The following is a 12,396-nucleotide window of genomic DNA, read 5'->3' on the forward strand; positions in this document are numbered from 1 at the left end:
CCAGGAAGCACGATGGATCCGGTTGTCACGATCATCATCACGCCCCGCGACCGCTACACGGGGCTCGACGAATGCGTCGAGGCGGTCTACCGCCATACGCCGCAGCCGTTCCGGCTGTGGATCATGGACCTGGACTATCCCGAAGCGGTGATCGCGCCGGTGCGTCGCCAGCTCGAGGGACGTGCCGAAGTGCGCTTCTTCGAGCTGGGCCTGCGCACGCCGATGGATGCGCTGCGCGAGGCGCAGCCGCTGGTCGACACCCCGGCCGTGGTGCTGCTGGACAACGACTCGCGCGTCACCGAGGGCTGGCTGGCGCCGCTGCTCTCGGCGCTGGGCGACGGACACGCCGTGGTCACGCCGCTGATCCTCGAGCGCGAGGGCGTGGACCGCGGCGCGCCGCTGCGCAACCACCTGTACACCGGCGAGATCCGCGTGGTCGACGTGGAGGGCACGCCCTACCTGATCGAGCACAAGCACCTGCGCCGCACCGAAGTACCCGACATCCCGACCGAACGCGCCCTCACCGGCACCTTCGAGCTGCACTGCGTGCTGTTCGACGGCGAGCTGTTCAAGCGTATCGAACTGCCTTCGATGGTGATCCGCGAGCACCTGGACATCTCGCTGCAGGTCGCCGCGATGGGCCGCACCATGGTGGTCGAGCCGCGGTCGGTGATCCATTTCGACAACCTCGGCACGCGCATGGCGCTGTCGGACATGCGCTTCTTCTTCTTCCGCTGGGGTCCGAAGCTGACCGGTCCGTCCTCGCGGCTGTTCGAGCGGCGCTGGGGCTACCGGTTCTATTCCGAGCAGTCGATGTACAACTGGGTGGTGCGGCGCAAGGCCTTCCTGGTGTCGCGCTGGCTCGGCGCGCCGATCGGCATCGCCAACCGCGCCACCCAGGTGGCGAAGAAGCTGTTCTGCCGCGACTGGGATCCGCTGCCGGATCCGGATGGCGCATCGCGTCCGTTGCTGGCCGGCGGCGTGCCGCCCCAGCTCAGCCACGAGCTGCGCTGATTCCCCGCGCCGGTCGAAGCCCGGCGCGTCCGCTCACCACAGGTGCAGGCGGCGGTTGCCGAGCCAGGTGAACAGCGCCTGCGCGGCGAACAGGTTCATGTGCGCGAACGCCGCGGCGATGCGTACCGGCAACAGCCGCGCCAGCGGCGGTGCCGCCGCGGCCAGCGCCACCAGCAGCACGAACGCGGCCAGTCCCGCCGCCGCCAGCAGGTAGAACCAGTGCTGCCACGCCAGCGCCAGGCTGGCGCCGGCAAGCAGCAGCAGCAGCCACGGCGACAGCAGCCTCAGCAGCTTGTGGCTGACGAAGCGCAGCCACGCCGGATTGAGCCCGGGCACCAGCAGCCACGGCGCCAGCGCCACCAGCTGGAAGTTGCCGGCCAGCGTGCGCAGCTTGCGTCCGCGCTCCTGGGCGCTGCTGCTCGAAGGCCGGTCCCAGGCCACCGCGCCGGATTCCAGCACCACGCGATGGCCCGCGCGCAGGACCTGCATCGGCACGTACACGTCGTCGAGCACGGTGCCCGCGGGCACCTCCGGGAACAGCGCGCGACGCACTGCGTACAGCGCACCGCTCACGCCGATCGCCGACCCGCTGGCGCTTTCGGCCAGGCGGATCGCCTTCTCGTAGCGCCAGTAGGCGTCGACGCTGGCGGCGAAGCCGGTATCCGGATCCTCGAAGCGCAGTTCGCCGGCCGCCACGCCCACGGCGGGATCGTCCAGGCAGGCGACGAGGCGACGCAGCGCGTCGGGTTCGAGGCGTTGGCGCACGTCCATCATCAGCAGCAGCTCGCCGCGGGCCGCGGCGACGCCGTCGTTGAGGCACGAAGCCTTGCCGCGGCGCTGCGTATGCGCGATCACCGTGACCGGCCGCCCGCGATGCGCGCGCGCGATCTCTTCAGAGGCGTCGCCGCAGCCGTCGCAGACCACGACGATGTCGAGCAGGTGCGGCGGGTAGTCGAGCGCGGCCAGGTTGTCGAGCTTGGACGCGAGCTCGACTGCGCCGTTGTAGACCGCCATCACCGCGGTCACCGTCGGCAGGCCCTCGCCGCGCCGGACCGGCCGGGGACGGATACGCGCCTGCGCCATCACCAGCAGTGGATAGCCCGCATAGGTGTAGGCCAGCAAGCCTGCGGCCACCCAGAACACGACGATGGCGAACATGGACCTCCGCGGCGACGCCGCACCGGATTGACGGGAATACCGCACGCGGCGGGCTGCAGGCCGATGCACCGCGCGTCGGCGGTGCCCGGGCGGCCGGTCAGCAAGCCCGGCGGATCGGCGGACGCGAAATCCCGGCCCCCTGCCCCAGTGCTAACGCAGGCCTGCGGGGTTTCCGGCCACGCCCCTGGATTGCGCGTGGGCGCCTGGCAACGGTGTGCAGCTGCGAGACAGGCCGTGTCGACCAGCTGGACACCAGCGCCGTGGGGTGCGTCGCTATGCACGTGAGTCCCGGGCACGCATCGCCGGGACCGAAGGGTCGGGCCGGTGCGCGGCTGGACGGCGTCCGTTCGTGGCCGTGCGTTACCTCAGTTCGGCGAACGTGGTGCGCAACCAGCCCTGGAAGCGGCGCCACAGCACCAGCGCCGCCGGGGTGATCCGCAACTGCCGCGGCTGCGACGAGGTGGCGATGGGGGCCGGCGCAGCCGCGGAAGCAGCCGGCTGCGGGCCTGCGGACACGACGCGCGCCGGTGCCGGCGCGGTCGCCGCCTGTCCGGACGCGCTGGCGGGCGTCGCGGCCAGCGGCGCTGCGCCGTTGCGACGCAGCGTCGCGCCACCGCCACCGGAGGATGAGCAGTTCGAAGGCGCAGTCAGCGGCCAGCCGCTGCCCGGGCGCCAGTTGTCGATCTTGCAGCCGTTGCGGTAGACGATGATCTCCTGGTTGCTGGCGACGTTGGCGAAGCGATGCGTCGGCCCGCCGTTGGGGAAGCGCACCTCCAGGTCCACGGTCGCGTTGTTGCCCAGGCCGGTATGCAGGTGGGTCTGCGGATGCTGCTCGCCGACCAGCACCGGCATGTGCGCGATCAGCTGGCTGGTGCCGGGGCGGTACCAGCGCACGCTCGCGCCCACGCCGTCGCTGTTGCCCGAGGTGCCGCGCACGCGCACCTTCATCCAGCGGTTGCCGTCGGTGTTGGTGGTGTTGCGCCACAGGCCGAGGTTGGTCTGGAACTGGGTCTTGACGATGTCCAGCCGGCCGTCGTTGTCGAAATCGGCCACGTCCGCGCGGGGCTTGCCGCCCTGCCACCCGCCTGCCCCGGTGCCCGAGGCCGGGCCGAAGTTGGTGGAGGTGGACGCGGTGAACGTCATGTTGCCGTTGTTGCGGTAGATCCGCACCGAATCGCCCACGCCGGCGGCCATCAGGTCCTGCCAGCCGTCGTTGTCGAAGTCGGCGGCGATGATGTTGCCGTAGTCGCTGACGGGGATGTTCGCTAGTCCCGACGCAGCCGAAACATCGGCGAAACCGCCCGAACCATTATTGCGGTAAAGCGAGCCGCGGCTGCTGGAGCTGAACTGCTCGCCATCCAAATAGAACAGGTCGAGATCGCCGTCGTTGTCGAAGTCTGCCAGCAGCATCTGCATGTTCCGGCCGGGAGCGAAAGCAGCCACTGCCACCCAAGTCAGCGTGCCACGATCGTTGCGCCAGTAGCCGCCACGCCCGGGCTGGACGATGTCCGGCCAGCCATCCCCTGTCACGTCCCCCACCACCTGGTAGGCGCTTGCGCCCGAGGCCGGACGCAGTTGCTGCCCGGACATGCTCGACACCTGCCGGGTATCGGTCACCAGTTCCAGGTTGCCGCTGCCGGTGATGTCGCCGAAGGCGCAGTAGCCCTCGCAGCCGTTCTCCTTGGCCGCGAAGCGCGGGATGCGCGCGCCATTGCTCGACCCGTTGCGGTAGCGCCCGCTCATCTGGCCGCCATGCCGGCCCCAGAAATCCTGCTTGCCGTCGCCGTTGAAATCCAGTCGCGTGACCCAGCCCGAGATGTAGGGCGAGCCGCTGATGAAGTGGTTGGTCTGGCTGCTCGGCACGTGCTGGAAGGTGCCGCTGCCGTCGCAGCGGTTGTTCCACAGGCGCGAGGTCGCGCCCAGGTCGCTGTGCGAGACCACGAAGGCATCGGGACAGCCGTCGCTGTTGAAGTCCACGAACAGCGCGTCGAAGCGGTACTGCGAGTCGGGGATGGAATCCACGCGCTGCGAGGCTTCGTTGACGAAGCTCAGCGGGCCCGCCGCCTTCACGGTCGCGGCCGCGGCGGACATGCGCGGCGCGCTCGCTGCGCCCTGGTCAGCGAAGCAGGCGCCTGCACAGGCGCACATGAGGGCCAGCGCCAGGGCGCGGGGACGGGTCATTGCGCGAGAAGCCATGTGAACTCCGGGTTCCGGTTTTGCCAGTTGAATGCGCGCGGTGTGTGCGAAACCGCCGCGCATTCGCGATTGAGGTATTTGGCGAGCCGCTCGGCGCGCCGCGAGAAGGTCTCCCGCCATTCCGGATCCGTGTCGAAGTGGCGCGCGGCGGCGACCACCATCAGCAGTTCCGGGTTGTGGGCGTCCGAGCCCCAGCCTTCGCTGTCCTGGATTCCGACGATCCGCTCGCGCGGCGCCAGGCCCGATGAGAAGTACCAGCCGATCGTGCCGCCTGCGTTGCAGGTCGATCGCCAGTTGCCGGCGAGATCGTCGGGCACGAAGCCGTGCTGTTCGATGTAGCGGCCGAAGTCGCGCAGCATCACCGGGATGCGTTCATCGCCGGTGACCAGCCAGGCGCGCCACAGTCCGCCCACCAGGTTGGCGCTCATCCACGGCGAGGCGCCGCGCACGTCGGTGGCCGCGTCGTAGTCGGCACCTTCGTGCGCCTGCCACGAGTGGGTCCAGGCACCGGTCGCCGCCTCGCCGCCGGGCGGCGACTGCTGGTGGTCGTGCAGCCAGCCCACGATGTCGAGGATCCGCCTGCGCGTCTGCGACGAGCCTGTGAGCTCGAAGGACGAGACCAGGTGCTCGAGTCCCAACCCCACCTGGCGCTCGGTCCAGGCCTGGCCGCCGCCGGTGTAGGGACCCATCGGCGTGCTCCAGCCACCCTTGAACTGGTTGTCCGCCATGTGCGCGACGGTGGTCGCGTCCAGGCGGGTGTCGTCGCCGGCCAGCGCCGTGAGCAGCAGGTGCGGGGTCACGTAGCTGTACTTGGGATCACAGGCGTTGACCCCGTCGAACTCCCATCCGCCGGTGCAGTCCGGCCAGCCGCCGCCGTTGCCGCCGCGCTTGATCTTCGACAGGTAGAAGGTGGCGGAGTTGTAGAACTCGGCGAAGCGGTCCGGACGGCCGCTGCGCACGTACTGCAGGCCGATCACCGAGGCGCGATCGAACAGGAAGGCGTGCGCGCCGACGTACGGGGCATCCTCGGCCCAGGCCCACTGCGCGTCGATATAGCGGTCGTAGGCGCGGCTGCGGTCGTGCACCAGCTGCGGGCCGGCGATGCCCGAGCGCACCAGCCACGCCGGATCCAGCGTGGCCAGCACGCGCGGCACTGGCGCGTCGAGCTTGCCGGGGCGCGTGCCCTCGTCGACCGGACGCTCGTCCATCGACCGGGTGCGCGGCCGGGAAATGTCGAAGCGGTAGCTGGCGCGCGGATCGGCTTCGAACTGGACCTTGACCGCGCGGATGCTGTCGTCCTTCCAGTGCCAGCGCAGCGTGGGCCGGACGAAGGCCGGCACCTCGTTGCCATCGCCGTCGAGCACGCGCACCAGACCGGCGTCGCCCAGCTCCCCTTCGGGAAACGGGACGCCCAGCGTGACCAGTTCGCGTGACTCGACCTTTCCGTTGGGCGTCAGGGTGATGGCGGTGGGCGCCGGCGCCGGCACGTCGACGGCGGGAAGATCCCGGGTGTCCGCGGCGGCGGCGTTGGCGGCAGCCACCCCGGCGGCGGGGACGGTATCCGAACAACTGGCGAGTGCCGGCACGACGCAAAGCGTCAGCGACTGCAGCAAAGGCAGTACTCGGCGGCGAACGGCGTCAATCGCAGGCATCGAAGGGGTCTCCGGCGGGGCGTGGTCAGCACCCTGTCGTCCAGCCACGGGCCGAGGCCCGTTTTGGCCGGCTGGAGTATAGGGTTGCGTTTCCGGCCCCCTGTGGCGGCTGACAACTCTGGGCAGCGCGTCACAAGCTGTGGTCGGCGAACCAGACAGCGTGCCGCACGCCGGCGGCGGCCTGGCCACTCCGGAATCGGCGTATCCTATTGCAAATCAATAGCTTGTTGAAGACATGACGGAAGCGGACCTGCAGGCGCCAAAAACGGCAAAAAGTGACGCAGGTCCGGCGGCGCGCTGGCCACGCTCGGGCGGCGGGGAACTGCTGGTCTCCGGCAGGCCGCTGTCGCAGGTGGTCGACGAGGTGGGCGGCACGCCCTGCTACCTCTACGACCGCACGCGCCTGGCCGAGCGCGCACAGGCGCTGCGGCAGGCATTTCCGCGCGAGGTGCTGCTGCACTACGCGATCAAGGCCAATCCGATGCCGGCGCTGGTCGGGTGCATGCGCGCCCATGTCGACGGGTTCGACGTCGCGTCCGCGGGCGAACTGCGGGTCGCGCTCGATGCGGGCATGGCGCGCGAACACGTGAGCTTCGCCGGGCCAGGCAAGCGCGAGGCCGAGCTCGGGCAGGCGCAGGCCGCGGGCATCCTGGTCAACCTCGAATCGTTCCGCGAGATCGACATCCTCGCGCGCGCGTCCGACCGCAATGGCGTGGCCGCGCGCGTCGCGATCCGGGTCAACCTGCCGTTCGAGCTCAAGGCGTCGGGCATGAAGATGAGCGGCGGGGCCAAGCAGTTCGGCGTCGATGCCGACCAGGTGCCCGACATGCTCGAGCGCATCGCGGCGGCGGGGCTGGCGTTCGAGGGCTTCCACTGCTTCGCCGGCTCGCAGAACCTGCGCGCCGACGCCATCGTCGAAGCGCAGCAGCAGAGCTACGAACTGGCCAGGACCTGGCTGGACCGGTTCCCTGCGCCGCTGCGCTGGCTCAACCTCGGCGGCGGCTTCGGCATTCCCTACAGCGATCGCGACCAGCCGCTGGATCTCGCACCCATTGCCGACTCGCTGCACGGCCTTGCCGCGCGCGCCGCGTCGGACTTCGGCCCGCAGGCGCGCCTGGTGGTGGAACTGGGACGCTACCTCGTCGGCGAGGCCGGCCTGTACGTGTGCCGCGTGCTCGACCGCAAGCTGTCGCGCGGCAAGGTGTTCCTGGTCACCGACGGCGGCATGCACCAGCACCTGGCCGCGTCCGGCAATTTCGGCCAGGTGATGCGACGCAACTACCCGATCGCGGTCAACGGCAGGGGCGCCGGGACCGAAAAGGCGACGGTTGTCGGGCCGCTGTGCACGCCGCTGGACCTGCTGGGCGACGACGTCGAACTCGCCCACGCCGCGCCGGACGACCTGGTGGTGGTGTTCCAGTCGGGCGCCTATGGGCGGACGGCCAGTCCGCGCGATTTCCTCGGCCACCCCGACGTGGCCGAGGCCCTCGTCTGAGCCGGGCGCGGCCTAGCCGAGCAGGCGGCGGTAGACCGCGAGGTACTCGCCGGCGTAACGCTGGCGGCTGAACTGGTGGCGCGCGTGCTCGATCGCCTGGCGCGCCAGTTCGCCGCGGTAGGCGTTGCTCGCGCTGAGCTGCTGCAGCGCGTCGGCGAGCGCGTCGACCTCGGGCACGGGCGCCAGGCGCCCGGTCTGGCGGTCGAGCACGACTTCGGGAATTCCGCCGACGCGCGCGGCCACCACCGGCACGCCGCAGGCCTGCGCCTCGGCGAGCACCAGGCCGAAGGCTTCTTCGCGCGCACCGTGCAGCAGCACGTCGAAACCGGGAAACCAGTGTTCGGGGTCTGGCTGGAAGCCGACGAAGTGGATCCGGTCGCCCAGTTCGCCGTTGGCCAGCGCGCGCATCTTCGCTTCCTGCGCCGCATCGCCCCGCCCCAGGACCAGCAACCGCGCATCGCGCGCCGGGTGGCGGCGCAGGAAATCCTGGAATGCGCTGATCGCCAGGTCCACGCCTTTTTCCGGGCCGAAGTGGCCGACGGTACCGACCACGAGGGTGTCGTCGGCCGCGCCGATCAGCGCGCGGGTCCTGGCGCGCATCGCGGGGTCGGGCCGGAAGCGCTCCAGGTCGATGCCGAGCGGTATGCACGACACCTTCGCGCCGGGCACATAGTTGTGCTCGACGTAGTGTCGCAGCCGCTCCCGCGAGGCGGTCACCACCGCGCCGACACGCAGCCCCACCACCGCGTTGCGCAGCCGGTCGCGGAAACGCGCCGTTTCCAGGTCGCGCGTGCGATGGAAGCTCATCAGGATCGCAGGCCCGCCGCGCGGCATCGCCAGCGCGGCCATCGCCTCGCTGGCGGCGTCGTGCGCATGCACCACGTCGATCGCGTGCTCGCGGCAGTACTCGCGCAGCCGACGCAGCGCCAAGCGGTCGAACAGGCCATGCCGGCCGAGGTTGATCGTGCCCTGGAACAGGGCGTGGTCGCTGGCGTCGGAACCGAAGTCGTCCAGGCAGCCCAGGTGGCTGACCACGCCCAGCTCGCGCAGGCCCTGCGCCAACGCGCCGATCGCCTCGCGACGGCCGCCGTGGCTGTAGGAGAGGGTCAGGTGCAGCACCTTCATCGGTGCGCCGCCTTCGCCGGGCAGGCGTGCCGCCCCCGACCGCGCGCGGCCTGCGCGGGTGCCCGCGCGGCGCAGGCCCGGGCGCCATGCCACCCGGGCAAGCGGAGGGCCAGCGCCTGCCGCCGAAGCCACCGGCCCGGCCGCCTGCGCCACCGACCAGGCCTCACGCCCGGTCGAGCCCATCGACGATCGTCCTTGCTTGACCCGGGAGCGGGCCATGGGTGGTGGAGGCAGCAACGCTCATTCGGAATCCGGTTCAGTGGAATGACGCCGTAAGCGTGCGGCCGAAGACAGCGACAGGCTGGCGAACAGAAACTGAAACGGCGGATGGCAGCACGATCGGCCATGCGCGCCTGAATGCCGCAGCGATCCGGTTCCGACGCGGCGCGTGCGATGAGCGCTCGGCGACCACGACGGACTGGCCGAATCTGGCTGCTTAAGCCGTATCAGCACGCAGACTCCAGCCCTGCCGGCGCGGTCCTTCGCCGCGCACTCGCCACAACGAATCGAACCCGATGGATGCAGTGATCGAACCCGTCCGCGCCAGCAGCGACATTCCCAGCCACTTCTACCGGGACGCGCCGCAGGACGCCCACCAGCGCCGGCGGCATCGCGCCGTGCTCGCGCTGTTGCGCGATCTCCCTCCCGGGCGCGTGCTCGACTACGGTTTCGGCTGGGGCGACATCGCCTGGGCGGCCTCGAAGACGCATCCCGACATCCACGCCGTGGACGTCGAACAGCGCCGCGTCGACTTCGCGCGCCAGCAGTACGCGCCGATCCCATTCGACCGCTGCCGGCCCGACGGCGTCGACTTCGAGGACGCCAGCTTCGACATCGTGCTCTCGATCGTGGTCCTGCCCTTCGTGCCGGACGACGAGGCCTACGTGGCCGAACTGCGGCGCGTGCTGCGCCCGGGCGGCCATCTGGTCGTGGCCACCAAGACCTCCCAGTTCCTGCCGCGCATGTGGCGGCGGCTGAGCGGCCAGCGCGAGCGCGACCGCCATCCGACGCCCGGCATCCGCCACCACGATGCGTCCGACGCCGCGGCGCTGCTGCAGCGCCACGGCTTCAGCATCCTGCGGCGCGAAGCCTTTTACGACCCGCCGTTCGAGGCGCGTCGCAACATCGTCGACATGGTCAATGGGGTGTTCGAGGTCGCGGGCAGCGCGCTGGGCCTGGTCGAGACCGCGCCCTACCCGCTGTTCCTTGCGCGTCGCGAGGGCTGACGCGCGCAGACCGCCTTACTGGCGCGACGTCGCCGTTCCGAACGGATCGCTGGACAGCCAGCGCATCCAGCGCTGCCATAGCGCCACCACCGGCGGAGTGATCCGCACGTGGCGCAGCTCGCTGGCGGATCGCTGTGGGGAAGTGGGCGTGGGTGCGGCGGCCTGCTGGTCCCGTGTCGAACTCCGCGGCGCGGCGGCCGGCTGACGTTGCTGAGGCGCCGGTGCCGGTGCGCTGGACGCACCCGACGCACCTGCCGGCGCCAGCGGCTGCGCACCATTGCGACGACGGGTGGCGCCGCCAGCCCCGCCGGGGGCTTCCAGCGCACCGATATCGATCCGCGCGCCCGGCACGCGCGCGACCTGGCCGCCGATCGCCAGCTTGGCCCGCAGCGGCGGGTCGAACTGCGGCAGCGCCAGCGGCGACGGGAACGGGAAGGCGGACGGCGACGGCGGCTGCGGATTGCCCGCGGACACCAGCGGGCTGTTCGCCGTCGGACGCAGCTGCAGCTGGCCGACGTTGGCGAAGCCCGGATCGCTGCCGCGCACGGTGCCGGTCAGCTCGCCCGGCACCAGCGCCGCGGAGGACTGTATCCAGTTGTTGGAACCGGCCACCTTGCGCCCGCTGGTCCACGGCTCGCGGCTGGTCGGCGCGCAGTAGGGCGTCTCGACCTCATTGGCCTCATGGACGCGCAGCACGTTCAGTTCCGACGGAGCGCTGGTCTTGTAGATGACGTTGTTGTGCATCTCGATCGACTCCTGGCCCAGCTGCACCAGGACGGCATTGGCGATGCCCGCACGATTGAAGATGATGGTGTTGTTGACCATGCGCAGGCGGCCCTGGTTGCGCCCGTTGAGGTCGCCGCCGGTCCGGATCGCGTTGCGCCACGAAGAGGTGTGCACGATGACGTTGCCGACCAGGTCGACGTCTTCGCGCCGCAGGTTCGGCGTCCAGCCCGACTGCTGGGTCTCGCAGTCCGGCCCGATCAGCTCGAGTTCCTGGTAGGCCGAGTTCTCGAACCAGTTGTAGTAGATCAGCGCGCGCTCGTGGCGGTTCTTCAGCAGGCTGCCGCCGTTGCCGTCGTGCACGTAGTTGTAGCGCATCAGGAACACCGATCCCGGGTACGCCACCTGGTCGGACTGCATGTAGATCGGATGGCGGTGGGTGCCGGCGCCCGCGTTGTAGATCTCGCTGTACTCGAGCGTGAACGATCCGGAATTGTTGTCCGCGCCGAGGATGCCGTGCGAGGGGCAGTCACGCACGATGGTGTCGCGCACGGTCACGTCGTGCGCTTCGCTGAAGATGCACGACGAGGTTCCGCCGCGCACGTCGAAGCCCTCGAAGACCACATGGTTGGACTGCTGGAACTTGATCGTGTGCGAGCCGCCGCTCAGCACCGGGCGGGTGGAGCCGGTGGAGCGGTTCCAGCGGAAGGTCACCGGGTTGCCGGGGGCGCCACGGTCGGCGCTGCGCACGACGATGTTGCCGTTGTAGGTGGTCCCGCCATCGACCAGCACCACGTCGCCCGGCTCCAGGTCGACGTTGTCGACCAGGGCGGAGAGCTGGGTGTACTGGCGACCGGAGGGGCCGACGGTATAGGTCGCGGCGAACGCGAACGAGGGCAGTGCCAGCACGGCACAGGCGAGGGCGGCGCGACACAGGGGACGAGGCATGCGGCAAGACTCCGAGTGGAACGGGACCCCCTGTCCCGGGCCACGGCTGCGGCCCACGGTCGCGCATCTTACCCCCCGCCCATGGGCGCCTTCCCTTCCCGCCCATGAATGCACGGCGCACCAGGGTGAACCGGGAAGTGCCGCACGGCGGCGGCGGAACGGCGTCCCGCGGAAAACGTGGCGTCGGGGTCGAGACTCCGATATCCGACGCGGAGGCACAAAAAAACCGGCCATTGGCCGGTTGATTTGGCGCGCCCGGAAGGATTCGAACCTCCGACCCCCAAGTTCGTAGCCTGGTGCTCTATCCAGCTGAGCTACGGGCGCGTCGTGCAGAAGCGGAATTATGAAGAGATGAACGACGCGCGTCAATCATCCCGTTGCAACTGGCGGAGACTGAGGGATTCGAACCCTCGATGGAGCTTTTGACCCCATACTCCCTTAGCAGGGGAGCCCCTTCGGCCTCTCGGGCAAGTCTCCGGGTGTACCGCGTGCGACAGCGCGCTGCGCACGACAGGCCGGGAAGGATACCGGAGTCGCGGCCGCCGCGGCAAATCAATTGCCGTCGGTTTCGGACTCGCGTGCGGATTCGGGCTCGTCGCCGCGACGGATGCGCTGGTAGATCTCTTCGCGATGGACGGCCACGTCCTTCGGCGCGGTGATGCCGATGCGCACCTGGTTGCCCTTCACCCCGAGCACGGTGACGGTGACCGAGTCGCCGATCATCAGGGTCTCGCCGACGCGGCGGGTCAGAATCAACATCTTGGAAATCTCCGTAGGCCGGTGGCCTGTGCTGCCGAAACGCCCCCGGCCCCGGCGCGCGCGCCTGCTGCCAACACACGTTTCAAACTGAAATAAACGA

General features: G+C 70.1%; 9 protein-coding genes and 2 tRNA genes. 3 read left to right on the forward strand and 8 right to left on the reverse strand.

Features of this window, described 5'->3' with window-relative positions:
* Positions 1 to 12 precede the first annotated feature (12 nt).
* Entirely contained in the window at positions 13 to 1,014 is a 1,002-nt protein-coding gene (locus tag ACFQ2D_RS14830; RefSeq protein WP_280943484.1) for a glycosyltransferase family 2 protein, read from the forward strand.
* A gap of 33 nt (positions 1,015 to 1,047) precedes the next feature.
* Here ACFQ2D_RS14830 and ACFQ2D_RS14835 read toward each other — a convergent pair whose 3' ends face one another.
* From ACFQ2D_RS14835 to ACFQ2D_RS14845, 3 genes are all read right to left on the reverse strand, one after another.
* The gene (locus ACFQ2D_RS14835; protein ID WP_280943483.1) at positions 1,048 to 2,172 is read right to left on the reverse strand and encodes a glycosyltransferase family 2 protein; all 1,125 of its coding nucleotides are present in this window, start codon (positions 2,170 to 2,172) and stop codon (positions 1,048 to 1,050) included.
* A gap of 360 nt (positions 2,173 to 2,532) precedes the next feature.
* Positions 2,533 to 4,368 carry an FG-GAP repeat domain-containing protein gene (locus tag ACFQ2D_RS14840; RefSeq protein ID WP_386795700.1) on the reverse strand — a complete coding sequence of 612 codons (1,836 nt, stop codon included), beginning with the start codon at positions 4,366 to 4,368 and terminating at the stop codon, positions 2,533 to 2,535.
* Positions 4,350 to 5,909: a hypothetical protein gene (locus ACFQ2D_RS14845; protein ID WP_386795701.1), complete on the reverse strand. Its 1,560-nt coding sequence runs from the start codon at positions 5,907 to 5,909 to the stop codon at positions 4,350 to 4,352. Before ACFQ2D_RS14845 ends, ACFQ2D_RS14840 begins: the two co-directional genes overlap by 19 nt.
* Before the next feature lie 346 nt (positions 5,910 to 6,255).
* Here ACFQ2D_RS14845 and ACFQ2D_RS14850 point away from each other — a divergent pair, with 346 nt between their 5' ends.
* A complete protein-coding gene (locus ACFQ2D_RS14850; RefSeq protein WP_280943480.1) occupies positions 6,256 to 7,515 on the forward strand; it encodes a pyridoxal-dependent decarboxylase, exosortase A system-associated in 1,260 nt (419 codons plus the stop codon).
* A 12-nt stretch (positions 7,516 to 7,527) separates the two neighbouring features.
* Here the strand turns inward: ACFQ2D_RS14850 and ACFQ2D_RS14855 are convergent, their stop codons facing one another.
* Entirely contained in the window at positions 7,528 to 8,640 is a 1,113-nt protein-coding gene (locus ACFQ2D_RS14855; RefSeq protein WP_280943479.1) for a glycosyltransferase family 4 protein, read from the reverse strand.
* Positions 8,641 to 9,164: 524 nt separating this feature from the next.
* Between ACFQ2D_RS14855 and ACFQ2D_RS14860 the strand changes: the two genes are divergently transcribed.
* Positions 9,165 to 9,866 (forward strand): class I SAM-dependent methyltransferase, encoded by a 702-nt coding sequence (locus ACFQ2D_RS14860; RefSeq protein ID WP_386795702.1) that lies wholly within the window; start codon positions 9,165 to 9,167, stop codon positions 9,864 to 9,866.
* Between the two features lie 15 nt (positions 9,867 to 9,881).
* Here the strand turns inward: ACFQ2D_RS14860 and ACFQ2D_RS14865 are convergent, their stop codons facing one another.
* The 4 genes from ACFQ2D_RS14865 to csrA all read right to left on the reverse strand — a co-directional run bounded on the left by ACFQ2D_RS14865 (position 9,882) and on the right by csrA (position 12,296).
* A complete protein-coding gene (locus tag ACFQ2D_RS14865) occupies positions 9,882 to 11,537 on the reverse strand; it encodes a hypothetical protein (protein WP_280943477.1) in 1,656 nt (551 codons plus the stop codon).
* A gap of 247 nt (positions 11,538 to 11,784) precedes the next feature.
* Positions 11,785 to 11,861 (reverse strand) — tRNA-Arg (locus ACFQ2D_RS14870).
* 60 nt (positions 11,862 to 11,921) lie between these two features.
* Positions 11,922 to 12,014: transfer RNA gene (locus ACFQ2D_RS14875), tRNA-Ser, on the reverse strand.
* Between the two features lie 75 nt (positions 12,015 to 12,089).
* Positions 12,090 to 12,296 carry a carbon storage regulator CsrA gene (gene csrA, locus ACFQ2D_RS14880; protein WP_280943476.1) on the reverse strand — a complete coding sequence of 69 codons (207 nt, stop codon included), beginning with the start codon at positions 12,294 to 12,296 and terminating at the stop codon, positions 12,090 to 12,092.
* Positions 12,297 to 12,396: the final 100 nt, after the last annotated feature.

The sequence above is a fragment of the Luteimonas composti genome, assembly GCF_042678665.1.
GTDB lineage: Bacteria > Pseudomonadota > Gammaproteobacteria > Xanthomonadales > Xanthomonadaceae > Luteimonas > Luteimonas composti.